The 23,346-nt window shown below is 70.9% G+C and carries 23 protein-coding genes and 1 riboswitch; of the genes, 4 read left to right on the top strand and 19 right to left on the bottom strand.

Going from position 1 to position 23,346, the window contains the following annotated elements; translation table 11 throughout:
* Positions 1–66: 66 nt before the first annotated feature.
* Genes ACQBAU_RS06220 through ACQBAU_RS06205 form a run of 4 tightly spaced genes read right to left on the bottom strand, consistent with a single transcriptional unit; the run spans position 67 to position 3,806 of the window.
* The gene (locus tag ACQBAU_RS06220; RefSeq protein ID WP_434549414.1) at positions 67–483 is read right to left on the bottom strand and encodes a GNAT family N-acetyltransferase; all 417 of its coding nucleotides are present in this window, start codon (positions 481–483) and stop codon (positions 67–69) included.
* The gene (locus ACQBAU_RS06215) at positions 480–1,544 is read right to left on the bottom strand and encodes a threonine aldolase family protein (RefSeq protein WP_465254791.1); all 1,065 of its coding nucleotides are present in this window, start codon (positions 1,542–1,544) and stop codon (positions 480–482) included. Before ACQBAU_RS06215 ends, ACQBAU_RS06220 begins: the two co-directional genes overlap by 4 nt.
* Positions 1,541–2,353: a tyrosine-protein phosphatase gene (locus tag ACQBAU_RS06210; protein ID WP_465254792.1), complete on the bottom strand. Its 813-nt coding sequence runs from the start codon at positions 2,351–2,353 to the stop codon at positions 1,541–1,543. The genes ACQBAU_RS06215 and ACQBAU_RS06210 overlap by 4 nt, the downstream gene beginning before the upstream one ends.
* Before the next feature lie 58 nt (positions 2,354–2,411).
* Positions 2,412–3,806 (bottom strand): class II 3-deoxy-7-phosphoheptulonate synthase, encoded by a 1,395-nt coding sequence (locus tag ACQBAU_RS06205; RefSeq protein WP_434549411.1) that lies wholly within the window; start codon positions 3,804–3,806, stop codon positions 2,412–2,414.
* 161 nt (positions 3,807–3,967) lie between these two features.
* On the opposite strand from ACQBAU_RS06205, the gene ACQBAU_RS06200 reads away from it, so the two are divergent.
* Entirely contained in the window at positions 3,968–5,488 is a 1,521-nt protein-coding gene (locus ACQBAU_RS06200; protein WP_465254793.1) for an HNH endonuclease, read from the top strand.
* On the opposite strand, the gene ACQBAU_RS06195 is transcribed toward ACQBAU_RS06200, so the two are convergent.
* The 4 genes from ACQBAU_RS06195 to ACQBAU_RS06180 are packed head-to-tail and all read right to left on the bottom strand — an operon-like array spanning position 5,489 to position 8,956.
* Entirely contained in the window at positions 5,489–6,184 is a 696-nt protein-coding gene (locus ACQBAU_RS06195; RefSeq protein ID WP_465254794.1) for a response regulator, read from the bottom strand.
* On the bottom strand, positions 6,181–7,308 hold the full coding sequence (gene macS, locus ACQBAU_RS06190; RefSeq protein WP_465254795.1) for a MacS family sensor histidine kinase: 1,128 nt from the start codon (positions 7,306–7,308) through the stop codon (positions 6,181–6,183). Before macS ends, ACQBAU_RS06195 begins: the two co-directional genes overlap by 4 nt.
* Positions 7,305–8,168: a lysophospholipid acyltransferase family protein gene (locus ACQBAU_RS06185; protein ID WP_465254796.1), complete on the bottom strand. Its 864-nt coding sequence runs from the start codon at positions 8,166–8,168 to the stop codon at positions 7,305–7,307. Before ACQBAU_RS06185 ends, macS begins: the two co-directional genes overlap by 4 nt.
* Positions 8,165–8,956: a lysophospholipid acyltransferase family protein gene (locus ACQBAU_RS06180; protein WP_465254797.1), complete on the bottom strand. Its 792-nt coding sequence runs from the start codon at positions 8,954–8,956 to the stop codon at positions 8,165–8,167. Before ACQBAU_RS06180 ends, ACQBAU_RS06185 begins: the two co-directional genes overlap by 4 nt.
* Before the next feature lie 128 nt (positions 8,957–9,084).
* On the opposite strand from ACQBAU_RS06180, the gene ACQBAU_RS06175 reads away from it, so the two are divergent.
* Both ACQBAU_RS06175 and ACQBAU_RS06170 read left to right on the top strand, forming a co-directional pair.
* Positions 9,085–9,897 carry an alpha/beta hydrolase gene (locus tag ACQBAU_RS06175; RefSeq protein WP_434549405.1) on the top strand — a complete coding sequence of 271 codons (813 nt, stop codon included), beginning with the start codon at positions 9,085–9,087 and terminating at the stop codon, positions 9,895–9,897.
* 2 nt (positions 9,898–9,899) lie between these two features.
* Positions 9,900–10,442, top strand: coding sequence for a hypothetical protein (locus tag ACQBAU_RS06170; protein WP_465254798.1), 543 nt, complete (start codon positions 9,900–9,902; stop codon positions 10,440–10,442).
* Here the strand turns inward: ACQBAU_RS06170 and cobA are convergent.
* The 10 genes from cobA to ACQBAU_RS06120 form a co-directional block, all read right to left on the bottom strand.
* Entirely contained in the window at positions 10,401–11,672 is a 1,272-nt protein-coding gene (cobA, locus tag ACQBAU_RS06165) for a uroporphyrinogen-III C-methyltransferase (RefSeq protein ID WP_465254799.1), read from the bottom strand. The two genes, ACQBAU_RS06170 and cobA, sit on opposite strands and share 42 nt — an antisense overlap.
* Complete coding sequence (locus ACQBAU_RS06160) at positions 11,672–12,994, bottom strand: sulfate adenylyltransferase subunit 1 (protein WP_465254800.1); 1,323 nt, start codon at positions 12,992–12,994, stop codon at positions 11,672–11,674. Before ACQBAU_RS06160 ends, cobA begins: the two co-directional genes overlap by 1 nt.
* Entirely contained in the window at positions 12,994–13,947 is a 954-nt protein-coding gene (gene cysD / locus ACQBAU_RS06155) for a sulfate adenylyltransferase subunit CysD (RefSeq protein WP_465254801.1), read from the bottom strand. The genes ACQBAU_RS06160 and cysD overlap by 1 nt, the downstream gene beginning before the upstream one ends.
* Positions 13,944–14,678: a phosphoadenylyl-sulfate reductase gene (locus ACQBAU_RS06150; protein WP_465254802.1), complete on the bottom strand. Its 735-nt coding sequence runs from the start codon at positions 14,676–14,678 to the stop codon at positions 13,944–13,946. The genes cysD and ACQBAU_RS06150 overlap by 4 nt, the downstream gene beginning before the upstream one ends.
* Positions 14,675–16,366: a nitrite/sulfite reductase gene (locus ACQBAU_RS06145; protein WP_465254803.1), complete on the bottom strand. Its 1,692-nt coding sequence runs from the start codon at positions 16,364–16,366 to the stop codon at positions 14,675–14,677. The genes ACQBAU_RS06150 and ACQBAU_RS06145 overlap by 4 nt, the downstream gene beginning before the upstream one ends.
* Before the next feature lie 269 nt (positions 16,367–16,635).
* The gene (locus tag ACQBAU_RS06140) at positions 16,636–17,079 is read right to left on the bottom strand and encodes a hypothetical protein (RefSeq protein WP_434549398.1); all 444 of its coding nucleotides are present in this window, start codon (positions 17,077–17,079) and stop codon (positions 16,636–16,638) included.
* A gap of 8 nt (positions 17,080–17,087) precedes the next feature.
* Entirely contained in the window at positions 17,088–18,218 is a 1,131-nt protein-coding gene (locus tag ACQBAU_RS06135) for a glycosyltransferase family 4 protein (RefSeq protein ID WP_465254804.1), read from the bottom strand.
* The gene (locus ACQBAU_RS06130; RefSeq protein ID WP_465254805.1) at positions 18,218–19,303 is read right to left on the bottom strand and encodes a hypothetical protein; all 1,086 of its coding nucleotides are present in this window, start codon (positions 19,301–19,303) and stop codon (positions 18,218–18,220) included. Before ACQBAU_RS06130 ends, ACQBAU_RS06135 begins: the two co-directional genes overlap by 1 nt.
* 176 nt (positions 19,304–19,479) lie before the next feature.
* Positions 19,480–20,646 (bottom strand): C40 family peptidase, encoded by a 1,167-nt coding sequence (locus tag ACQBAU_RS06125; RefSeq protein WP_465254806.1) that lies wholly within the window; start codon positions 20,644–20,646, stop codon positions 19,480–19,482.
* Between the two features lie 4 nt (positions 20,647–20,650).
* A riboswitch (cyclic di-AMP (ydaO/yuaA leader) is annotated at positions 20,651–20,789 on the bottom strand.
* A 152-nt stretch (positions 20,790–20,941) separates the two neighbouring features.
* A complete protein-coding gene (locus tag ACQBAU_RS06120) occupies positions 20,942–21,211 on the bottom strand; it encodes a hypothetical protein (protein ID WP_434549394.1) in 270 nt (89 codons plus the stop codon).
* Positions 21,212–21,313: 102 nt separating this feature from the next.
* Here ACQBAU_RS06120 and ACQBAU_RS06115 point away from each other — a divergent pair, with 102 nt between their 5' ends.
* Positions 21,314–23,008, top strand: a complete 1,695-nt coding sequence (locus tag ACQBAU_RS06115; protein WP_465254807.1) for a DEDD exonuclease domain-containing protein — start codon at positions 21,314–21,316, stop codon at positions 23,006–23,008.
* Here ACQBAU_RS06115 and ACQBAU_RS06110 read toward each other — a convergent pair.
* Entirely contained in the window at positions 22,987–23,340 is a 354-nt protein-coding gene (locus ACQBAU_RS06110) for an L-rhamnose mutarotase (RefSeq protein WP_434549392.1), read from the bottom strand. The genes ACQBAU_RS06115 and ACQBAU_RS06110 overlap by 22 nt on opposite strands.
* Positions 23,341–23,346: the final 6 nt, after the last annotated feature.

Below are 23,346 nucleotides of genomic sequence, written 5' to 3'. Positions count from 1 at the left end.
GTGTGCCACGGGTGCCTCCATGACGCCGACCCCGGCGGCGCGGGCGGATCAGACTGGTGGCGTGAGTCAGGTCGCCGCCGAGGGCAGGTGGATCAGCCCGGCGGCTGTCGGCCGAAAGCCGCACGCGTCAAGATAGAAGGATTCCAGGTGCGAGTCGAAGTCAACGAACAACCATTCGCAGCCGGCCCGCTTGGCCTCCTGGGCCGCGCGCCGGACGATCATGGTGCCAATGCCCTGCCGCTGGTGGCTGGGGTGGGTCTTCGTGTCGACCAGGAAGGCGTGAGCGCCGCCATCCCAAGCAACATTGACGAATCCCACCAATGAGCCCTCCTCGGCCCGGGCGGTGACCCAGCCCAGCGAGTGGTTCTGGACCTTGTCCCACCAGCCCGGTTCCGGGTTCCCGCCGTGTGCACGAGTGAGTTCGACGATCTCCGCGTCCGAGACCGGGTGGCGCCACCGGAGAATGATGTCGGAAGCGCTCATGTTGCCTGCGCCGGCGCCAGGAGGTCGCCCAACACCTCGCCGGCGCGGACGGCGTCGTCGGCCGACACGTCGAGGTGGGTGACAGCTCGCAGCACTCGCTCCCCCAGGTGCGACACCGCGACCCCGCGCTCGGCTGCTGCCGCAACCACGTCGGCGGCGGACCGCTCCCCGCTGTCGAACACCACGATGTTGGTCTCCACCTCTGCCGGGTTGACCGCAGCTGGTGCCCGTACGGCCACCCGCTCGGCCAGCGCGCGGGCCGCGGCGTGATCATCGGCCAAGCGCGCCACGTGATGATCAACGGCGTACGATGCGGCGGCGGCCAGCATGCCGGCCTGACGCCAGCCGGCGCCGAAGCGCTTCCGCAGCACGCGGGCCCGGGTGATCAACTCGGCGCTTCCGATGATCATGGAACCGACGGGTGCCCCGAGCCCCTTGGAGAAGCAGACGTTGACGGTGTCGAACAGGCGTCCCGTCTCGGCGAGCTCGACTCCGCTCGCGACGTGCGCGTTCCACAGCCGTGCTCCGTCGAGGTGGAGCCCGATCCCAGCGGCCCGGCACCGCTGCGACAGCTCGACCAGTTGATCATGTCGCTGCACCGACCCCGAGGCGAAGTTGTGGGTGTTCTCCACCGACACGGCCGCGGTCGACACCAGGTAGGGACCGGCGTCCGGGACTGCCATGTCCATGATCAGGTCCGGGTCCACCCGGCCGTCAGCACTCGGCCAGGTGCGCGTCGTGATCCCCGACAGGGCCGCATGGGCACCGAGCTCGGCCCGGACGACGTGGGCGCGCGCATCGCACAAGAGTTCTTGGCCGGGCTGCACCAACACCGCGACCCCCAGCAGGTTGGCCAGCGATCCGGTGACGCAGAAGAGCCCGGCCTCGTGCCCGAGCAGCGCGGCGACCTTGGCCTCCAACGCATTGACCGACGGATCCTCGGCGTACACGTCGTCCCCGACCTCGGCCCGCAACATCGCCTCCCGCATCTGCGAGGTCGGGCGAGTCACCGTGTCACTGCGGAGGTCGATCGTGCCCCCTTCCGGCACCACGGGCGTCACCCGCGCAGGTTCGCGCGCATCGCGGCGGTGTCCTCGGATGTCCACCCCAGTCGCATCAGGGCTGCCTCCACGCCACCGAGCTGGTCGAGCTGGTCCAGCACGGCCACCATCGTCTCTGCGTTCGTCAGGTGCGAGGACAGCGGTCGGCCCGCCAGGTTGGCCCGGTAGGTCGGCGAGGCCGACAGCCGGTCGATGATCAACTGCATCCGTTCACTGCTGGCGGCGTAGTCGGCCACCACCGCCTCGCGATCCGCGCCGGCCAGGGTGAGCGCCATCGCCACGGTCGTCCCGGTGCGGTCCTTGCCGGCCGCACAGTGCACCAAGGCCGCGCCCTGCGCGTACGCAATCGTGCGCAGGGCAGCGACCACGTCGTCGGGCCGATCCTTCAGGTATGACAGGTAGTGCGAGGCGAACACGTCGTCATGATCAACCGACGGCGCCTTCCCCACCCACGGCAGCGCCTCCTCCGGCGCATCGACACCCGATGTGTCAGCCCCGGACACATCAGCCGGGTCGTCCTCCGGCAACGGCTTGAGGTCGGTCTCGGGCAGGTAGCTGAAGTGGTGGATCCGGACATCGTCGACACTTTCGAGCGGCCCTGGACCCTCGCTGCGCACCTCCATCGTCGAGCGCAGGTCGACCACATCGGTGAGCCCCAGGTCCAGCAGGTGTCTGATGTCGTGCCCGGTCAGGTCCTGCAGGTTGTCCGACCGGAGCAACCGGTTGGAGTTGATCACGCCCCCATCGGTGCACGGGGTGCCGCCGAGGTCGCGGGCGTTGACCAGGGAATCGAACTCGAGCCAGGGCATGGCTCTCACGTTACGGGAAGCCGAGCACGGACGCTCGGCAGACCCGGTCACGTCGAGGTCAGGTGGTGACCTCGGCGAGCTGGGCCCCTCGCTTGATCCGCCCCGATGCCAGCCGCTCCGCCACCAGGAAGGCCAGCTCCAGCGACTGGTTGCGATTCAGCCGGGGATCGCACGCGGTCTCGTAGCGATTGACCAGGTCGGCCTCGACGATCTCGTCCGCACCGCCGACGCACTCGGTGACGTCGTCCCCGGTCAGTTCGACGTGGACGCCGCCCGGCCAGGTGCCGAGGGCCTCGTGGACGTCGAAGAAGCCGTTCACCTCGTCCATCACGTCGTCGAAGGCACGGGTCTTGTAGCCGTTGGCGGTCGAGAACGTGTTGCCGTGCATCGGATCGCAGATCCAGGCGACCTGACGGCCCGACGCGGTGACCTGCTCGATCACGCCCGGCAGGATGTCGCGGATCTGCCCCGCACCCATCCGGGTGATGAATGTGATCCGGCCCGGCTCATGATCAGGATCCAGCCGGTCAGCCAGGGCCAGCGCGGTCTCCGGCGTGGTGGTCGGACCGAGCTTGACCCCCAGCGGGTTGCGGACGTGGCGCAGCAGTTCGACGTGCGGGCCGTCGAGCTGGCGGGTCCGCTCCCCGATCCACAGGAAGTGCCCCGACACCCCGTACGGACGGGCCGTCCGCGAATCGATCCGGGTCAGTGCGTGCTCGTACTCCAACAACAACGCCTCGTGGGAGGAGAAGAAGTCGACGGTACGGAAGTTCTCGTCCTCGATGCCACAGGCCTCCATGAATGCCAGCGCCCGTTCGATCTCGTCGACCATCGCCTGGTAGCGGTCACCGGCCGGCGACTGCTTCACGAAGTCGGCGTTCCAGGTGTGCGCCTTGGCGAGGTGGGCGAAGCCGCCGGTGACGAAGGCGCGGGTGAGGTTGAGCGTCGCGGCCGAGGCGTTGTAGACGCCCAGCAGTCGCTGCGGGTCGTGTCGGCGCTGTTCAGGGGTGAAGGCGAATCCGTTGACCGCATCCCCGCGGTAGGCCGGCAGGGTGACACCGTCCCGGGTCTCGGAGTCCGACGACCGTGGCTTGGCGTACTGACCGGCGATCCGGCCGAGCTTCACGACCGGGACCTGGGCCGCGTAGGTGAGGAGCACCGCCATCGACAGCAGCACCCGCAACTTGCGCTGGATGTTGTCGGCCGTCACGCCCGCGAACGTCTCGGCGCAGTCACCGCCCTGCAGCACGAACGCCTCCCCCGCGGCCACGCTCGCCATCTTGTGGCGCAGCGCGTCGCACTCACCCGCGAACACCAGCGGCGGCATGATCTGCAACTGCGCCACCACCTTGGCCAGCTCGTCGGCATCGGCATAGGTCGGCTGCTGCAGCGGGTTCAGCGCATGGAGCGCGGCCAGGCTGGGCAGTTCGGCGCTACGGGTTTCGGTCGACACGGGGGCAAGCATAGGTCGAACCCGCCCCCGCGGCGGTCGCGTCTCCGTGCGGTGGACTTGGCGCCCTCCCGCGCCGGCAGCCGCTCCCCCGACGACCTCGATCCCGGCTGTCCACAGGTGGTGCTGGAATCTTGTCGTACCCGTGGTCTAGATTGACACACATGTTCGAACGAGAGGGTACTGGAGGCGTCGACGACGTCGCCACCGGCCTGCCCGAGTCGGCGGAGGTGGCCCGCTGGGCCGAGGCGCTGGCCGCCAGCAGCCGGGGCCTCGACGACGACGCACGTCGCATCGACCTGATCACCCAGCTCGAACGTCTGGCCAACACCGTGCGAGGTGCCCAGGCCGCCCTCACCAACGACCTCGACCGGTCACAGCGGGCGCGGCAGGCCGAGCGTGGTGTCCCCACGGCACGACGGGGGCGCGGCGTCGCGTCACAGGTCGCCCTCGCCCGGCACGAGTCGCCCCATCTCGGACAACGCCACCTCGACCTGGCGACCGTGCTCCACCGCGAGATGCCGCACACCTTGCGTGCCCTGCGGACCGGGCACATCAGCGAGTGGCGGGCGATGATCCTGGTCCGCGAGACCGCCTGCCTGAGCCGGGAGCATCGCGCAGTCATCGACGCCCGGCTCGCCGCCGACCCCGTGTTGCTCGGCCGGTACGGTGACCGCGCGCTGATCGCTGAAGTGGTGAAGCTGAGTTGCGAGCTCGATCCCGAGGCCCTTGTCGCACGCCGGCGGACGGCGGAGAAGTCCCGTCACGTCCGGCTTCGGCCAGCGCCCGACGGGATGGCGCACTTCTCCGCCATGCTCCCGGTGGCCGACGGCGTGGGGCTGCTCGCCACCCTCGAGCATCTGGCTGAGGCCGCCGTCGCCACCGGTGATCCGCGGACCCGGGGCCAGCTGATGGCCGACACGCTCGTCGAACGGGTCACCGGCCGGCGGGCATCCTTGGCTCCGGCCACGGAGTCCCAGCCAGACGAGTCCGGGCCTGGCCCCGCCACGGATGCGTCCGGTACAGCCTTCGGTCGAGCCGCACGAGCCATCACCTGGGACGACTGCGACACGGCGCGGACCGACCGGGCATCCGCCGACAATGGCGGCGACCTGCCCATCATGGTGAACCTGATCATGTCACCCGAGCAGTTGCTCGGCGCGGCGGACGGAGCTGCGTACGTGGAGGGGTACGGCTTCGTCGACGCCGACCTGGCCCGCTCGCTGGCCAAGCGTGACCAGGTGTGGCTGCGCCGCCTGTTCACCGAGCCCGACTCCGACGCCCTGGCCACTCAGGAGTCACGGGCGCGACTGTTCCCCGAGGCCCTCAAACGCCTGATCAGATTCCGTGACCGGACGTGCCGAACACCGTGGTGCGATGCCCCGATCCGGCACATCGACCACGCCGTCGACCATGCCGACGGCGGCCCGACCAGTTTCGAGAACGGTCAAGGCCTCTGTGCCGCCTGCAACCATGCCAAACAGGCGCCGGACTGGCGCGCCCGACCGACACGAGGTCCCGACGGCAGGCACCAGGTCACCACGAACACCCCGACGGGGCACAGCCACACCTCACGTGCACCCGACATCCTGCCGACCCCACTCGAGGAGCTGGTCGGGACTCTCCGTCCAGAGCCGCCGTACCCTCCCGATGGCCCGCGGGTGGAGATCGTGTGGGCAGCGTGATCAGATCACGGTCGGCGGTTCCCCGTCGTGGTAGCCCTGCTCGATCGCGTACAGCGCCAACTCGACACGGTTGTGCAGCTGCAGTTTGCGCAGCACGTTCTGCACGTGGTTCTGCACGGTCCGGTGGGACACGAAGAGCCGTTCGGCGATCTCCCGGTAGGCCAGCCCCTTGGCGACCTGCCGCAGCACCTCGATCTCCCGGGTGGTCAGCGCAGGGCCGGTGTCGTTGTGCGCTTCGGCGCGGGTCACCATCCGCCGGAACTCGCCCAGCACCATGCCGGCAAGCCCGGGGGTGAACACGGCGTCGCCAGCAGCGGTCCGCCGGACCCCGTCCAGCAGCTCGTCCGGCGAGGCCGACTTCACCATGTATCCCTTGGCACCCGCCTTGACCGCCCGCAGTACGTCGTCCCGCTCACCGCTGGCGGAGATCACCAGCACCAGCATCTCGGGGAACTCATCGAGCAGGATCTCGGTGCAGGTGGCACCGTCCGGGTCCGGGATCTGCAGGTCCATCAGCAGCACCTCGGGGCGCGTTGCCCGAGCACGCTTGAGCGCCTCGTCGCCGGTGGTGGCCGTGGCGACGATCTCGAAGCCGTCGTCCTCCAGGTCACCGCTGAGGGCCTCCAACCACATGGGGTGGTCGTCGACCAGCATCAGGCGACGCCGGATGTCCTCGTTCTCGTAACCGTCACTCATGTCCCCACCGGAATCCTGAACTCCCATTCGGTCCCCTGGCCGGGGGCCGTCCGCAGGGTGGCCGTCCCGCCGATGTCGGCCAACCGTCCGTGGATCGAGTGTCGCATGCCCATCCGGCCACGGTCGCCGGCCGCCTCGAAGTCGGCCGGGTTCCCGCCCACGCCGTTGTCGCGGATGCTGATGATCAACTCGTCGTCGTCACGCTCCAGCAGCACCCAAGCCTGCGCCTCGGGTCCGGCATGCTTGGCGACGTTCGACAGCGCCTCGGCGATCGCCGCGTCGATCTCGTGGGCGCGGCTCGCCTCGACCAGCACGTTGCCGGCGGGAGTCGAGATGGTGACGCCGTGCATCGCGTGGCGATCGAGGATCACCGCCAGGTTGGCGTGGGTGGCGTCGAGTGTGTCGGCCTCGGCGACGTCGATGTCGGTGTCCTGCAGCAGCGCCCGGAGTTGCCCCTCCTGTTGGTGGGCGGCCCGGGCCAACCGCATGCCGCGGGGTCCGAGGGCCCGGCCCTCCCGCTCGACCATCGCCAGCACCTGCAGCACACCGTCGTGCACGATTCGTGCCAGCCGCTGGCGTTCGGCCATGCCGGCCGCGACGGCGTACATCTGTTCACGCTCATGGCTGGTCACGCGCAGCTGGGAGGTGAAGTAGCCGACACTCAGGCAGGCCAGCAACATCACCACCTGTTCGCTGATGGCGCGGGGGTCGATCACCGGCGCCACGACCAGGTCGGCCGCCGCGACCGCAAGGGCGACCAGCGCCGACGGCAGCCAGCCACGCCACAACGCCACCGCCAGCGGGGCCGCGCCCGCCCAGTACGGGACCATCGATCCGATCGAGGTCCCACCCGGGTCGGAGCCCAGCACGTACGGGCTGGCGAGCACGAGCACCACGGTGATCGCGACATCGGCGACGAACACCCAGGTGTGACGGCGCCGCTCCGCGATGTACATGTAACCGGCACCCACGGTGACCACGATCATCACCACACAGCTCAGCAGCAACAGCACCGGACGGGCCGCCTCGTCCAGCCGCAGCAGGTTGATCACGATCGCCAGCAGCAGCAGCACGACCCGCACCAGGACGTGGGCGCGGAACAGCGGGACGTGCAGGTCGATCACGACCGACCGCCCTCGCCGTCCCCCGAACCGTCCGGCTCCTCGGCCGCCTCCTCCTTGCGACCGGGCCGGCGCGCGTCGATCCACCCCTGGATCGCCTGCAACTGCTCGGCCCGGGCCTGCTCCTTCGCCGACGGGGCGTACTCGTCCACGTAGGTCTGGCCCGACATCTCCATGATGGCGTACATGATCTCGTCGGTCACCGACCGCAGGATCAACCGGTCCCCGTCCATCCCCTTGTACCGGCTGAAGTCGAGCGGCTCGCCGAACCGCACCGTCGGCGACATGATCTTGCGCAGCATCCGCCCCGGCGGGGCGATCTGGTCGGTGCCGACCAGCGCGACCGGGATCACCGGCACCTGCGCCTGCAGTGCCAGCCGGGCCACGCCGGTGCGGCCCTTGTACAGCCGGCCGTCGTGGCTCCGGGTGCCTTCGGGAAAGATGCCGAACAGTTCACCACTCTCCAAGATCTTCATCCCCGACCGCAGCGCTCCCTCGCTGGCCTGGCCGCCGGAGCGGTCGATCGGGACCTGACCGGTGCCGGCGAAGAAGCCTCGCTGGAAGAACCCCTTCACCCCCGATCCGGTGAAGTAGTCGGCCTTGGCGACGAAGGTGACGCGACGGTTCAGCGCCAACGGCATGAAGATCCAGTCGGCGAACGACAGGTGGTTGGCGGCCAGGATCGCGGGGCCGTCGACGGGTACGTTGGCCACCCCCTCCTCGATCGGCCGGAACAGCCGTCGTAGGACCGGCCCGAGCACGACGTTGCGCAGCACCCAGTACAGGCCCTTGCCGCCGCCACCCGCGTCCGCGTCGACCCGACCAGACTCCGGGTCGAGCGAGATCAGCCGGTCCTCGCTCATGGCTGCACGTCCCCGGCCGACTCGGGCACCGGGGCTGTGGCTTCCGCGGCTTCCGCGGCTTCGGCCGCCTTGCGGGCCTTGGCTGCGGCCCGCTCGGCCGGATGCTGTGGCAGCGGGCTGCCGTAGCCGGGATGTGGCAACTCCTTGGCGACCAGCTCGCGGCCCTCTTCCCGGGCCGACTTCAGGCTCGCGGCGTACACGTCGACGTAGGTCTGACCGGTCAGTTCCTGGATCGCGCCCATCACCGAATCGGTCACGTGGCGCAGCACCGCACGGTCGTCCTCACCGCCGGCCCATTCGGAGAAGTCGAGCGGTTCGCCGAAAATGATGACCGGCTTCCACATCATCGTGATCGGCGGGAACCGTCGGCGGACCGGCCTGGTGTTCAGCAGTCCCACCGGAACGACCGGGGCACCGGAGCCGAGCGCGAGCCGCGCCACCCCCGTCTTCCCCTTGTACAGCCGATCGTCGGGGGCGCGGGTCCCCTCGGGGAACAGGGCGATCGCACCACCTTCGAGCAGCGGCTCCAGGACCGCCGACATCGACGAGGCCGACGCTCGACCGCCGGACCGGTCCATCGGCCGGATGCCGACGGCCCGCAGGAACATCCCGACCAGCCGCATCGGCCCGCGCGCGGTGAACAGTTCCTGCTTGGCGGCGAAGGTCAGGACCCGGTTAGTCATGGCCGGCAACAGGACCGTCTCACCCCACGAACTGTGGTTGGCCGCAAGCAGCAACGGGCCCTCCGTCGGGACCCGTTCCTGCCCGACGACGGTCGGACGGCACATGAGCACCAGCCACGGGCGCACGAACACGTCCCGGAGAAAGCGGTACAGCCGCACGGTGAGCCCTTCCAGGTTGGGGTGACAGCAGCACCTTACGGCCTGTCCTTCGGTGTGGCGACAACCGCAATAGCATGGACGGCGTGAACAGCATGGTTGACGGCGTGGTGACGGGCGGACCGGCCCGGGTGCAGCCCGGCTACGAGGCCTGGTCGGCCAGGCCGGAGGGTACGGCGACGGGCGCTGTCCTGCTGTGCCACGGCTTCACCGGGTCACCGGTGTCGATGCGTCCCTGGGCCGAGCACCTGGCCGCGGCGGGGTTCGCCGTGGAGCTGCCCCGGCTGCCGGGCCACGGCACCACCTGGCAGGAGTTGAACCGGACCAGCTGGACCGACTGGTACGACGCCGTCGAGGCGGCCCTGGTGGAGTTGGCCCAGCAGTACGGCACGGTCGCGGTGGGTGCCCTGTCGATGGGCGGTTCACTGGCCCTGCGGCTGGCCCAGCAGCACCCCGACATCGTGTCCGGGCTGGCGTTGGTCAACCCGTCGGTCGGCAGTCGGGATCCGGCGATGCTGGCGGTTCCGCTGCTGCAGTACCTGGTGCCGTCGGTGAAGGCGATCGGCGGCGACATCGCCAAACCAGGCCTCCGCGAGGGCGCCTACGCACGGACCCCGCTGCGGGCCACGGCCTCGTTGATGAAGTTGTGGCGGACGGTACGCGACGATCTGGACCAGGTGCGCTGCCCGCTGCTCATCTTCCGTTCCGTCACCGACCACGTGGTGGATCCCTCGTCGGTGGAGTTGATCATGCAACGCGTCTCCGCGGTCGATGTCACCGAACGGCTGTTGCATCGCAGCTTCCACGTTGCCACACTGGACTTCGAGGCCGACGACATCTTCGCCGAATCCACCGAGTTCTTCACCGGCCTCTCCGACGGATCGAGCTGATCATGGCCGAGCGAGAGCCCGACGACGCCGAGGTCGACGCCGCCTTCGCGGAGATCGTGTCACGCCTGAGGTCGGCCGACTCGGCCGAACGCCTGTGGGACGCGGCATCGATCGACCTGCCCCGACACGATGATCCGGCCACCGCATCGTCGCGCCACGGCGCCCCACCCGAGGTCACCACCGGGGCCGACCACGACGACACCGACCACCACGACACCGCCGATCACGACACCGACGATCACGACACCGACGACGACCTCGCCACCGACTGGCGCTTCTACAGCCCACCCGATGACGACGAGCTGCCCGACGAACCGCTGCCCAGCACCCCGTTGCCCCCGTGGCGGCCCTCGCTGACGACACTGATTGCCCTACTGGGCATGATGTTCGGGGTCGCGGTGACGGTGCTCCTGCTCGCCGGTGTGCGACTACCCGGCTGGGCAGGATGGACCGCCCTGATCGGCTTCGCCGGCGGAATGCTGTGGCTGTTCAGCCAGCTGCCGTCAGGACGCGACGAGTCCGACGACGACGGCGCTCGGGTCTGACCCCGACAGCAGCTCCGGCGTCCGACGGGCCTCACCCCAGGCCGGGGCCAGCCGGACCACGTCGCCGATCACGACCACGGCCGGGGAGCCGATCTCGGCCCGGTGGCACAGGTCCACCAGCTCGGTGAGCTCACCGACGACCACCCGCTGCTGTGGGGTGCACCCGTTCTCGACGACCCCGACCGGGGTGTCGGGCCGGACGCCACGCTCGAGCAGCAACTGCACCGTCCGCGGCAAGGTCGACACCCCCATCAGCACGACCAGCGTGTGGTCGCCGCCACCGGGCACCTGGGGCAGGTCGGTGTGGCCGGTGACGACGGTGAACCCGGTCGCCACACCCCGGTGGGTCACCGGGATCCCGGCCGCGGCCGGCACCGCGATGGCACTGCTGATGCCCGGCACCACCTCGACCGGAACGCCGGCCGCCTCGCAGGCCAGCCGTTCCTCACCGCCGCGACCCAGCACGTACGGGTCCCCGCCCTTGAGCCGGACGACACCTCGCCCGGCGGAAGCGTGCGCCACCAGGATCTCGTTGATCCGTGACTGCGGAACGGGGTGACGGCCCGGCGACTTGCCGACGTCGATCACCTCGACGTCGGCGGGCAGCGTCGCCACGATGTTGCGCGGTGCGAGCCGGTCGATCACGACCACGTCGGCCGACCGCAGCAGCACCCGTGCCCGGGCGGTCAACAGCCCGTCGTCGCCCGGTCCGCCGCCCACCAGGGCCACCCAGCCGGCTCCCTCACGGGGACGGTGGCGACGTAGGTCGACCGCACCCTGTTCGAGCTGGTCCGACAGGGCGGTCGCGATGTGCCGGGCCCGCCGCGGGTCGCCCCCGGTGTGGACGCCGACGGTGACCGTACCGTCCGGTGTCGTCGTGGTGACCCGGGCCGGGACGGCGGCCGCACTGCGGGTGCGGTCGGTCGCGTCGACGAACCAGGTCCGGTTGGCCTCACAGGCCGCGGCCACCGCGGCGTCGACCTCGGGCACCCCGGTCGCGGTGTGCACCAGCCACATCCCGTCGATGTCACTGGGCCGCCAGCCCCGCGGGTGCCAGGTGATCGGGTGGGTGCCGACCAGTTCGGCCAGGTCGGGGCAGAGCTCGGGGCTGACGAGCCGGATCCGGGCCCCGGCGGCCACCAGGTCGCGGGTACGACGGGCCGACACCGCCCCACCGCCGACCACGAGCACGTCGCGGTCACGCAGGTCGAGGGACAACAACAGTGACATCAGATCTCCCACTCGATCGTCAACGACGGTACGGCCAGCGACCCGTCGCGACGCTCCCGGCGGACCATTCCGGCCGCCAACGTGCCGCCCGACTGCGGGTCGATCAGCACGAACGCCCCGCCGGTCCGGGAGCGGCCGTAGTCCTCCACCGGCACCGGGGCGCCCAGCCGCAGGCTGATCCGGCCGATGTCGTTGAGGTCGAACGCCTCGACCCGCTCGGCGGTCAGGCTGCCGAGGTCGAGCCGGCCGTGCAGTTCGGTCACCATCCCTTGGACGGTGTTCGACCCGTGCTTGAACAGCACCCGCTGTCCCTTGCGCAGCGGCACCTCGGCCAGCCAGCACACCATCGCGTCGGTCTCCCGGACCGCCTCGGGTGCGCCCTCGGCCGCCGCGATCAGGTCACCGCGGGTCACGTCGAGGTCGTCGGCGAGCCGCAGGCTGACCGACTGCCCGGTCCGTGCCGACTCCAGTTCGCCGGTGGCGGTGTCGATCCCGGCGATGGTTGTGCGCTGCCCACCGGGCAGCACGACGACCTCGTCGCCGCGCGAGACCGTCCCGGCGCTGACCCGGCCGGCCAGCCCGCGGTACTCGACGTACTTCGGGTCGCGCGCCGCCTGCTGCGGCCGCAGCACGTACTGCACCGGCAACCGGAACGCCTCGTGGGTGGTCTGCTCACCGCCGGGCAACTCCCCCAGGAGGTCGAGCAGGCTGGGCCCGTCGTAGTACGGGGTCCGCTCGGACCGCTCCACCACGTTGTCGCCGACCAGCGCCGACACGGGAATCGTGTGCACCGAGGTGATCCCCAGTGCGGCGCAGGTCCGGGCGACCTCGTCGGCCACCTCGGCGAACCGGTCCCCGTCGTAGTCGACCAGGTCGATCTTGTTGACCGCGACGACCACGTGCGGGACGCGCAACAGGGCACCGACCGCCAGGTGACGCCGGGTCTGGTCCTGCACACCCGACCGGATGTCGACCAGCACGACCAGGACGTCGGCGGTGCTCGCACCGGTGACCGTGTTACGGGTGTACTGCACGTGCCCGGGGCAGTCGGCCAGGATGAAGCTCCGCAACCCCGTGCTGAAGTAGCGGTACGCGACGTCGATCGTGATGCCCTGCTCCCGTTCGGCCCGCAGGCCGTCGGTCAGCAGGGCCAGGTCGGTCGAGGTCAGGCCACGTTCGCGGCTGAGTCGCTCCAGCGCGTCCAGCTGGTCGGCCAACACGTTCTTCGAGTCGTGCAGCAGCCGCCCGACCAGGGTCGACTTGCCGTCGTCGACCGAGCCGGCGGTCGCCAGCCGGAGCAGCGAGGTCTCGAGCCCACTCATCAGAAGTAGCCTTCCTTCTTGCGGTCCTCCATGGCGGCCTCACTGATCCGGTCGTCGGCGCGGGTCGCGCCCCGTTCGGTGATGGTCGTCGCGGCGACCTCGGTGATGATGTCGGCGAGCGTGGCGGCGTCGGAGGACACCGCACCGGTGCACGACATGTCGCCGACGGTGCGATAGCGCACCCGGCGACGGGTGACCTGGTCGGTCGGGGAAGGCTGGCTGTACGGCCCGACCGCCAGCAACATGCCGTCCCGGGAGAACACCTCGCGCTCGTGGGCGAAGTACAGCGGCGGCAGCTCGATCTGCTCCCGCTCGATGTAGCGCCACACGTCCAGCTCGGTCCAGTTGCTCAGCGGGAACACCCGGACGTGCTCGCCCGGACGGTGCCGCGGGTTGTAGATGTTCCACAGCTCCGGCCGCTGGTTGCGCGGGTCCCACGCCCCGAACTCGTCGCGCAGGCTCACCACGCGTTCCTTGGCGCGGGCCTTCTCCTCGTCCCGGCGGGCACCACCGAACACCGCGTCGTACCGACCACCGGTGATCGCGTCCAGCAACGGCAGCGTCTGCAGCGGGTTGCGGGTGCCGTCGGGTCGTTCCTGCAGCCGACCGTCGTCGAGGTAGTCCTGCACCGACGCGACCTCGAGCCGTACGCCCAGCCGCTCGACCGTACGGTCGCGGAAGTCGAGCACCTCGGGGAAGTTGTGCCCGGTGTCGACGTGCAGTGCCGGGAACGGGATCGGGCCCGGCCAGAACGCCTTCGCCGCCAGGTGCAGCATCACCACCGAGTCCTTGCCGCCGGAGAACAGCATCACCGGACGCTCCAGCTCCCCCACCACCTCGCGGAGGATGTGGATCGCCTCGCTCTCCAGCAACGCGAGCTGGTCGACCTGCGCCAGGTGCTCGGGTACGCCCGCCTCGGTGGTCACGGGTGTGTCAGAAGTCGTGATCGTCATGTGTGGATCCCACATTCGGTCTTGGTGAGACCGGCCCAGCGGCCGGCTCGGGGGTCTTCGCCGGGGGCGACCCGCTTGGTGCACGGTTCGCACCCGATGGAGGGGTAGCCGTCGGCGAGCAGCGGGTTGATCGGGACCGCATGTTCCTCGGCGTGGGCGAGGACCTGGTCGAAGGTCCACGCGGCGACCGGGTTGAGCTTCACCAGTTGATGGCGCTCGTCCCAGTCGATCAGTGGCGTGTCGGCCCGCAGCGGGCTGTCCTCGCGGCGGACGCCGGTCACCCAGGCGTCGTAGCCGGCGAGCTGCTCGGCCAGCGGTTCGACCTTGCGCATCGCACAACAGGCAGCCGGGTCACGGGCGAACAGGTCGCGACCGTACTTCTCGTCCTGTTCGGCGACGGTCAGCTTCGGCATCACGTCGACCACGTTGACGTCCAGCGCGAACGCGAGCTCGGCCTTGGTCCCCAAGGTGTCGGCGAAGTGGTAGCCGGTCTCCAGGAACAGCACGTCCACCCCGGGGTGTGCCTTGGCGACCAGGTCGACGACCACGGTGTCGGCGGCCATCGAGCAGGCCACCGCCAACCGGTCTCCGAACTCGGTCGACGCCCACGCCAGCACGGCGGCCGCGTCCTCGGGTGCGGTGAGGTCGGCGAACCGCTCGTTCGCCTCGGCCACCAGTGCCTTCAGCTCGGCCCGGTCACGTCGGCCGGTCACGACACCCGCGCCGGTCATCGGAGTGCCTCGTCGTCGCTGCGGTGCACCCAGGTGGCGAAGGTCTCGTCGCCCTCACGCTCGGCGAGGAACCGACGGACCACGCGCTCGACGTAGTCGGGCAGCTCGTCCGCGAGGACCTTGAGGCCTCGGACCGTACGGCCCAGGCCCGGCTCGGCACGATCGGAGGAGGCGAGGCCACCGCCGAGGTGCACCTGGAAGCCGAACTCATCGCCCCCGAGCAGCTGCCCCTTCAGGCCGATGTCGGCGGTCTGGATCCGGGCGCAGGAGTTCTGGCAGCCGTTGACGTTCAACGTGATCGGCGGGTTGATCTCGATCCCGGCGAGCCGCTTCTCCAACTCGGCGATCGCCGACGCGGCGGTCTCCTTGGTCTCGACGAACGCCAGCTTGCAGTACTCGATACCGGTGCAGGCGATGGTGCTGCGGCGGAACGGGCTCGGGTTGGCCGGCAGCCCCAACGCGTCGAGCTCGGCGACCAAGGTGTCGACCTTGTCCGGGTCGACGTCGAGCACCAGCAGCTTCTGGTGCGGGGTGAAGCGGATCCGGCCCGACCCGGCCGCCTCAGCCGCGTCGGCGACCTTCAGCAACGTCTCGCCGTTGACCCGGCCGACGGTCGGGGCGACCCCGACGTACAGCTTGCCGTCCTTCTGCTCGTGGATGCCGACGTGGTCGGCCGAGCCGGTCGCCGGGGGCGGCGGCGGACCGTCCGGCAGCGGACTGTCGAGGTATTCGGTCTCCAGCACCTCGCGGAACTTCTCCACCCCCCAGTCGGCGAGCAGGAACTTCAGCCGCGCCTTGGTGCGCTGCTTGCGGTAGCCGTAGTCGCGGAAGATGCCGGTGACCCCGGCCCACACCTCGGCGGCCCGGTCCTCGGTGACGAAGACGCCGAGCCGCTCGGCCAGCCGCGGCGTGGTCGACAACGCACCGCCGACCCACAGGTCGTAGCCGGGCCCGAGCTCGGGGTGCACCACGCCGACCAGCGAGAAGTCGTTGATCTCGTGGACCACGTCGAGGCTGGGGTGCCCGGTGAGCGCGGTCTTGTACTTGCGGGGCAGGTTGCTGAACTCGGGGTCGCCGATGAACCGGCTCCGGATCGCCTGCAGCGCAGGGGTGCAGTCGATGATCTCGTCGGCAGCGATACCGGCGACCGGGCTGCCGAGGAACACCCGCGGGGTGTCACCGCACGCCTCGGTGCTGTGCAGCCCGACCTCTTCGAGCCGCCGCCAGATCTCGGGCACGTCGACGATGTCGACCCAGTGCAGCTGGATGTTCTGCCGGTCGGAGATGTCGGCGGTGCCGCGGGCGAAGTCCTGCGAGATCTGCCCGATCACCCGCAGGCCCTGGGTGGTGACCGCCCCACCGTCGATCCGGATCCGCATCATCAGGTACTCGTCGGACAGCTCGTCGGCCTCCAGCTTGGAGGTGCGCGACCCGTCGATGCCCTGCCGACGCTGGGTGTACAGCCCGTACCACCGGAAGCGACCGTGCAGGTCGTCCTTCGGGATCGAGGCGAACCCCTCCTTGGAGTACGTGTCGAGGATCCGCTGCCGGACCTCGAGGCCGTTGCCGGCGGCCTTGTTCTCCTCGTTGCTGTTGAGCGGCGTGGTGCCGTCGACCTTCCACTGGCCCTTCGAGCCCTTGCGCGGGGTCGCCGGTGCCGACGTGGTGTCGACCTGGGTGGTGTTCATGGTGAGAGTGCCTCGATGCTCGGAAGGGAGGCGCGGGTCGACCCGGTGGTCACAGGCTCAGCTGGACATCCGGACGACACGCGCCCGGACAGGTTTCAGGGTCAGACGCGCCGAATCAGCAGACTCGGCACATGAGGTCACTGTCGACACGCTGGAAGTCAACGTGACGACGGGTCACGCTGAGCAGGCTGCGGTCGACGAACATGTTGAAATTTCTACCTCACCGGACGGCCCGGCACAAATCTTTGCCCTCATGGCGAGACGGCGTCTCACGAAAGCTCGCGTCGGAGCTGGAACAGCAGCTGCCGAAAACGGCGCGCCGTCGCCCGGACGGTCAGGGTGGTACGGCGTCGCCCCGGCCACCCGAGCAGGCCGGGCCAGTGCCGTACGGGATCGCCCCGACCGTTCCGCGTGGCGCGTCCCCGGAACCAGGCGTGGACCACCACCGCCGGTTCGTCCGGCGTGGCCGCCGACGGCGGCAGCGTCTCCAGCCACCACTCACCGGTGCCGACCAGCAGTCCGGTCAGCACGTACCGGCCGCCCTCCGCACCACGATCCTCGTAACGGTGCAGCCGAACACCGAGCGCGGCCACCCGGCCCGGGAACCCGTCGGCCAAGCGGCGGCTGATCACCGCCGCCGGGGCACGGATCAGCAGTTCGACGCCTTCGACGTGCTCGTCGACCATCGCACCCCAGCCGGGTCCCGACTCCATGCCTGACATCATCGTCGCAGCTCCAGTGCGGTACGGAGGGTGGTACGGACAGCGGTCGCGGCGAACCGGTCGGCGGCCAGTCGGCGGCCACGCTTCCCCATCGCCACTCGACGCCCGGGGTCGCGGATCAACTCCACGAGGCGACGACACCAGGCCGTCGCGTCGTCGGGGTCGAGCTGGTACCCGGATTCACCGTCGACCACCGTTTCGGGGGCGCCGCCACTCTCCCCGACGAGCACCGGCAGCCCACACGCGGCCGCCTCGACGAAGGTGAGGCCGAGCCCTTCGGGCTGGATGCGTGGGAACGGCGTCCGCACGGGCAGCGCGAAGACGTCGGCCGCGGCCAGCAGGGCCGGCATGGCATCGTGCGGTACGGCGTCGTGGACGGCGACGGTGCCGGGCGGGAAGCCGGCGGCCCGCGCCCGGAGTCGGCCGGCGAGCGGGCCGGTGCCGACCAGGTCGAGTCGGACCGGCGGCGCATCGGGTTGCCGGGCCAGTTGGGCGAGTACACCCCGCCACGCCTGCAGCAGCACCTGCCATCCCTTGCGGGGGACGAAGCGGCCGGCGGCGAGCACGCGGACCGTGCCGTCGCGGTGGCTGGCGGTGGGCGCGGCGTCGGGTCGGAACCGGGCCAGGTCGACCGGCGGCGGCAGTCGGACCAGCTTGGCACGGTCGGCCGGGTCGAGTGCGGCGGCGATCCGGGCCCCGGTGAAGTCGGAGATGTGGCCCAGCGCGTCGACCGTGGCACCGATCCGCCGGATCCGGCCCGCGAAGCCGGGGGTGGCACTCCACCACACCTCGTGGCCGTGGCTGAGCGCGACCACTCGTTCGGCCCCGGCGTCACGCAGTGCGGGGGTGAGCAGCGCCAGCGGAGCCGCCGCCCCGAAGAGCACCCGCCGCAGGCCGTGGCTGCGGAGCAGTTCGGTCGCGGCCGCGGCGACCCGGCGGGTCGGCAGCAGGGTCCGCCAGGGCAGCCGGTGCACCGGGTGACGGCGGCCGTTGTCGTACGCCCGATCACCGGGCTCGCTGGAGGTGAGCACGACGACGTCGTCGTCGAGCAGCTCGCAGGCGGTCGCCACGAAGCTCTCGATGCCGCCGGTCCGCGGCGGGAAGTCGTTGCTGATCACCAGGGTCGACATCAGGTGCGCTCACCCAACCAAGCCGCCCAGCGCTCCCGCCGCTGGGCGTCGGTGATGTCGTACACCTGTTGCAGGGCTGCGATCTCGTCAATCCCGGCGGTGCCGTCGACGGGGGCCTGCAGGTCGTACCAGCGGCGCAGCTCCGGCCAGCCGGCGACCTCGAGCAGCCAGCGGCAGCCGGACCAGGCCAGCGCGTACGCCCGGGCCGCGGCCGACCCGCCGAACTCGCCGTCGGTCGGCGGCCAGTCCGGCGGCCCACCGGCGGCGAGCTCGGCCAGCAGCGGTTCGGCCTGCCGCCACCCGCCGGCGTCGTCGTCGGCCCAGGTCACGGCCTCGGCGTAGCCCTCCTCCACCCACATCGGCAGCGATGACCTGGGGCTGTCGGTGAGCAGGTGGACGGCCTCGTGGCGCATCAGTGCGGCCCGTTCGGGGTCGGTCATGGCGCCGGCGCGGACCGGATGGAGGAGCAACCGGACCGGCGCCGGACTCCCCCGGCCCACCGGGCGGCACAACGCGGCCCACGTGGCGTCGGGCCCGAGCTCGGCCCCGATCAGCTGGGCCAGCACGGCCTCGGTGGCCGGCGCCTGCACCGTCACCGTGCCGACGTCACGGCCGACCCGCATCCCGGCCACGGCCAGGGCCGGCTCCAGGACGGCGTGCCACCGGGTCGGCGCCTGGTCGCGGCCGGCCAGTACGACCACGTGGTCGGACCGCTCGACGGTGAGCCGTTCCTCGTACCACTGGGGTGTCAGCAGGTCGACCTCGCCCGGCGGTGTGCGCAGCGTGGCCAGCTTCGGTTCCGCGGCGGTGCCGGCGGTGGTGGCGAGGCGCAGCCGGTGCCGGGCGGCGACCGACTCGTGGTCGAGGCGCCAGGTGACGTCGACGTCGATCCCGCCGGGGTGCGGGTCCTCAGGTGCCGGCGTCGCGGCGAACTCGGCCAGCGGCAGCGCGAACAAGTTGTCCCGCAGCGCGTCGGGGGCGATGCCCGTTCCGTCGGCCCAGATGCGGTCGTGGGCGGCGGCGTCCCGGTCGGTGACCGCCGTGGCCCAGGCGGCCACCAGCGTCGCGGCCTGGTCGCGGGTCATGGGTGCGGTTGGCTCGCCCGGTTGGGCACAGGCGGCGAGCGCCGGGGCCGCCAGGGCCGCGACCACGAGGCCCCCGGCGGTGGTGAGGATGGACCGCCGGGGACACGTCAGCCCCTCGCGGCCGGGTGGCCGGAGGGGCTGACGTGGCGGGTGCGGGTGCGTCAGTTCGGCACCGTTCAGCCGACGCGACCGTAGCTCGACACCGGCATGTTGCTCATCGGCTCGTAGCGCACGACTGTGCCGGTGCGCGGGGAGTGGATGATCGTGTTGCCACCGACGTACAGCGCGACGTGGCCGGTGCCGTAGAAGAACACCAGGTCGCCGGGCTGCAGCTGGCTGCGCGAGATGTAGCGGGCGTTGGCACGCTGGGCTCCGGTGGTGCGGCCGATGCTGACACCGGCGGAGCGCCAGGCGGCCTGGGTGAGCCCGGAGCAGTCGTAGCGCGGGCCGGTGCCGCCGTACAGGTACGGGGTGCCGAGCTTCGACGCGGCGAACGCAAGCGCCTGCTGGCCGCGACCCGAGGCCGGCGGTGCCGGGGTCTCGGTCTTCGGGGCCTGGGTCTTCTTCTGCTGCTGGTTCGACTCGGTGGACCGGTTCGACTCGGTGGACTGGCTCGACCGCTCACCGCTGCGGGTGGCACGGGCGGCAGCCTCCTCGCGGGCCTGCTCGGCGGCGCGGGCAGCCGCAGCAGCCTCGGCCCGGCGCTGCTCCTCGATCCGGCGGCGCTCCTCCTCGGTCAGCTTGGCGAGGATCTTCTTGGCCTCGGCGATCTTGGCCTCGGACTCGGTACGCGCCTCGGTCATCTCGGCCTTGGCCGTCGTCATCGCCTCGACGTCGGTCTCGGAGGCGCGCTGCAGGTCACCGAGGTTCGCGGTCTCGGTCTGGTAGTTCTGCAAGGTGACGCGCTGGTTGGCACTGACCCGCTCCATCACCGACAGGTCACGGAGCAGGCCCTCGGGCGAGGAGGAGACGACCAGCTTGGTGGTCTGGTCGATGCCACGGTTCTGGTACTGCTGCAACGCGATCCGGGCGACGGACTCGCGGAGCTTGGCCACCTTGGCCTGCTGGGCGACGAGGTCACGCTTCTTGGTGGCGAGCTGCCGCTCGGCCTCCTTCAGACGCTCCTGTGCGTCGACGTACTTCTGGTCGATGACCGCGGACTCCTGCTCCAGCTTGTCGACCTGCTTGCGGGCCTCGGCAACCGTTGTCGGCTGCTCGTCCGGGTCGGCCTGGGCGGGGGCTCCGGCGGCGAACACGACTGCCAGCGCAGCGGCTCCGACGACAACGCCGCGGGCGGCCTTGCCGAGGCCTGCCAGACGCGGCTCCCTGTTGCGTGCGATCACGCGCTTCCCTTCAGTCGTACGCCTACCGGGTGAGCTGACGGGTTCGGGCCCGAAGGTGGCCCTACACGACACAGCGGTGCCGCGATTCACCCCACGTGAATGGTTCCCCGGTTCCCCTTGCGGGGACTCGACGTGTGCCCGGACCGGCGGCCCTCCACCACCAAGAAGCCCAGACACTGCGAGTCACCTTAAGTCACGAAATGGTCACGTGCAACCGGGTGCTGTGGGTGAGTCCCCCACCGCCACCCCGAGACCCGGGGCGGCGCACCCCGGCCCCGGATCGGACCTCCCGCGCTCAGCCGTGCTGGCGCCAGCCGTGCCCCGGATCGCGGTCCGGCAGCGGACCCGGCGGATCGACCAGTTCCGGTTGCGGCAGGGCATCCACCCCTCGGACAAGTCGCAGGGGTGGCACCATCCCGGCGCCCGCCAGCGCGTCGATCGCCGCCTGTTCCTCCCCGGTCAGTTCGACCTCGGCCGGCGGACCCAGGAGGACGGTGACGACACAGTCGCCGCAGGCGCGGCCCCGTACCGAACACGTACCGCAGTCAACGTGAGTGATGTCCATGGCCCCCACTGTGGTCGCGGCCACCGACAATTTCGCACACCTGTACGGCCCGACCTCGCGAACCTCCCGAAAATGTCGGCCCACATTCGTACGGTTGTTCCCATGCAACCTGCGCTCACCGACCTGGGCACCTCGCTGGCCGAGACGACGTTCTGCATCGTCGACCTGGAGACCACCGGCAGCGGTGCCGACGACGCGATCACCGAGTTCGGTGCGGTCAAGGTGTGCGGTGGCCGGGTGCTCGGCGAGTTCCAGACCCTGGTCGACCCGGGCCGGCCGATCGCACCCCTGGTCACCGTACTCACCGGCATCACCCACCAGATGGTCGTCGAGGCGCCCACGATCGGCTCGGTGCTGCCGTCGTTCCTGGAGTTCCTCGGCGACGCGGTGCTGGTCGCCCACAACGCCCGGTTCGACGTCGGCTTCCTGAAGCGGGCCTGTGCCGGGGCCCAGCAGCGCTGGCCCAACCCGCGGGTGCTCGACACCGCAGCCCTGGCCCGGGTGATCCTGCTGCGCGACGAGGTGCCCAACTGCAAGCTGTCGACCCTGGCGGCCCACTTCCACAGCCCCACCACGCCGACGCACCGGGCACTCGACGACGCCCGCGCCACCGTCGACGTGCTGCACGGGCTGATCGAGCGCGTCGGCAACCTCGGCGTGCACACCGTGGAGGACCTGGTCGAGTTCAGCCGGCAGGTCTCACCGCAGCGCCGGGCGAAGCGGACCTGGGCCGCCGACCTGCCCGATGCCCCCGGGGTCTACTGGTTCGTCGCCGACGATCCGCTGGCCGACGGCAGGCGGGTGCTGTACGTCGGCAAGGCGACCTCGCTGCGCAACCGGGTCCGCAGCTACTTCACCGCCGCCGAGACCCGGCGGCGGATGGACGAGATGGTCCGGCTCGCCAGCGGGGTGGAGTACGTGGTGTGCGAGACCGCGCTGCAGGCCGAGGTGACCGAGCTGCGACTGATCGCGGCCCACTCCCCGCCGTACAACCGGCGCTCGAAGTTCCCGCATCGGCTGCACTGGTTGAAGATCACCGACGAGCCGTTCCCGCGACTGTCGGTGGTCCGGACCGTCCGCGACGACGCGGCCACCTACTTCGGCCCGGTCCGTGACCGGCGGACCGCCGACGCGGTGCTGGCGGTGCTGCACGACGCCTTCCCGGTCCGGCGGTGCACGCCGCGGCTGGCGAAGCAGCCGCAGGTCAGTCCCTGTGCGCTGGCCGGGATGGGACGGTGCCTGTCCCCCTGCGACGGGTCGGTCGACGTCGACACGTACGGCCGGGTCGTGGAGGAGTTGCGCAGGGTGCTGACCACCGACGTCCGCCCCGCGCTCAGTGCGGTCCAGCAGCGACTGCGCCGACTGGTCGACCAGCAGCGGTACGAGGAGGCCGAGCAGATCCGACTGCGACTCAGCTCGACCGTCGCGGTGGCCCGGCGCAACCACCGGGTCGCCAGCCTGGCCCGGCTCCCTGAGGTGGTCGCGGCGGCCAGGTCGGCGCGCGGCTGGGAGATCCACGTGATCAGGTACGGCCGGCTCGCCCGGGCGGCGCTGGCGCGGCCCGGCGAGGTGCCGCAGGCGGTGGCCCGGGCCGCCGTCACGGTCGCCGAGACCGTCCCCGCACCCACCCCGCCGATGCCGGCCTGCACCGTCGAGGAGACCGAGCGGGTCGCCGACTGGCTGGAGTCCGCCCGGATCATCGACATCTTCGGCGACTGGCAGTGGCCGTTGCACGCCACCATCAACCCCGACGACCTGGGCGCACTCGCGCTGGGTCAGTCCAGTCGGAACACCTGATGGGCCACCAGCGGGTTGCCGTCGGCGTCGTTGATCGCCTCGAACAGGGGCCGCAGGCTGGCCGACCACGCCGCCTGGTCGGCCTCGGTGGCCGGGTCGTCGGCAGCGCGTCGGGGGCCACGGCGCAGCACCGTGATGACCAGGTCACCACGCCGGAAGATCGAGTAGTCGTGGGCGCCCCGGGCCTCGATCCGCTGCCGGATCACGTCCGGGATCTCGGCATGCAGCCGGTCGTACTCGGGGCCGGCGCCGGGGAGCAGGCGATAGATGAAGCAGACCTGCTCGTCGGTCCCGGTCGATGGTCGATCGTGCTGTTCGGTGTCGTCACCCATGGTCGG

Source organism: Carbonicoccus niuqiaonis (assembly GCF_050157065.1).
Classification (GTDB): domain Bacteria; phylum Actinomycetota; class Actinomycetes; order Propionibacteriales; family Propionibacteriaceae; genus Avipropionibacterium.
The sequence above is the reverse complement of the archived record's forward strand: the minus strand, read 5'-3'. Positions and strand labels throughout refer to the sequence as shown.

Bases quoted from the DNA above. Each gene is read 5' to 3' on its own strand.
- ACQBAU_RS06220 (WP_434549414.1), bottom strand. From the start codon at position 483: ATGAGCGCTTCCGACATCATTCTCCGGTGGCGCCACCCGGTCTCGGAC.
- ACQBAU_RS06210 (WP_465254792.1), bottom strand. From the start codon at position 2,353: ATGCCCTGGCTCGAGTTCGATTCCCTGGTCAACGCCCGCGACCTCGGC.
- ACQBAU_RS06200 (WP_465254793.1), top strand. From the start codon at position 3,968: ATGTTCGAACGAGAGGGTACTGGAGGCGTCGACGACGTCGCCACCGGC.
- ACQBAU_RS06195 (WP_465254794.1), bottom strand. From the start codon at position 6,184: ATGAGTGACGGTTACGAGAACGAGGACATCCGGCGTCGCCTGATGCTG.
- ACQBAU_RS06185 (WP_465254796.1), bottom strand. From the start codon at position 8,168: ATGAGCGAGGACCGGCTGATCTCGCTCGACCCGGAGTCTGGTCGGGTC.
- ACQBAU_RS06180 (WP_465254797.1), bottom strand. From the start codon at position 8,956: ATGTGCCGTCCGACCGTCGTCGGGCAGGAACGGGTCCCGACGGAGGGC.
- ACQBAU_RS06175 (WP_434549405.1), top strand. From the start codon at position 9,085: ATGGACGGCGTGAACAGCATGGTTGACGGCGTGGTGACGGGCGGACCG.
- ACQBAU_RS06170 (WP_465254798.1), top strand. From the start codon at position 9,900: ATGGCCGAGCGAGAGCCCGACGACGCCGAGGTCGACGCCGCCTTCGCG.
- cobA (WP_465254799.1), bottom strand. From the start codon at position 11,672: ATGTCACTGTTGTTGTCCCTCGACCTGCGTGACCGCGACGTGCTCGTG.
- ACQBAU_RS06160 (WP_465254800.1), bottom strand. From the start codon at position 12,994: ATGAGTGGGCTCGAGACCTCGCTGCTCCGGCTGGCGACCGCCGGCTCG.
- cysD (WP_465254801.1), bottom strand. From the start codon at position 13,947: ATGACGATCACGACTTCTGACACACCCGTGACCACCGAGGCGGGCGTA.
- ACQBAU_RS06150 (WP_465254802.1), bottom strand. From the start codon at position 14,678: ATGACCGGCGCGGGTGTCGTGACCGGCCGACGTGACCGGGCCGAGCTG.
- ACQBAU_RS06145 (WP_465254803.1), bottom strand. From the start codon at position 16,366: ATGAACACCACCCAGGTCGACACCACGTCGGCACCGGCGACCCCGCGC.
- ACQBAU_RS06140 (WP_434549398.1), bottom strand. From the start codon at position 17,079: ATGGAGTCGGGACCCGGCTGGGGTGCGATGGTCGACGAGCACGTCGAA.
- ACQBAU_RS06135 (WP_465254804.1), bottom strand. From the start codon at position 18,218: ATGTCGACCCTGGTGATCAGCAACGACTTCCCGCCGCGGACCGGCGGC.
- ACQBAU_RS06130 (WP_465254805.1), bottom strand. From the start codon at position 19,303: ATGACCCGCGACCAGGCCGCGACGCTGGTGGCCGCCTGGGCCACGGCG.
- ACQBAU_RS06120 (WP_434549394.1), bottom strand. From the start codon at position 21,211: ATGGACATCACTCACGTTGACTGCGGTACGTGTTCGGTACGGGGCCGC.
- ACQBAU_RS06115 (WP_465254807.1), top strand. From the start codon at position 21,314: ATGCAACCTGCGCTCACCGACCTGGGCACCTCGCTGGCCGAGACGACG.
- ACQBAU_RS06110 (WP_434549392.1), bottom strand. From the start codon at position 23,340: ATGGGTGACGACACCGAACAGCACGATCGACCATCGACCGGGACCGAC.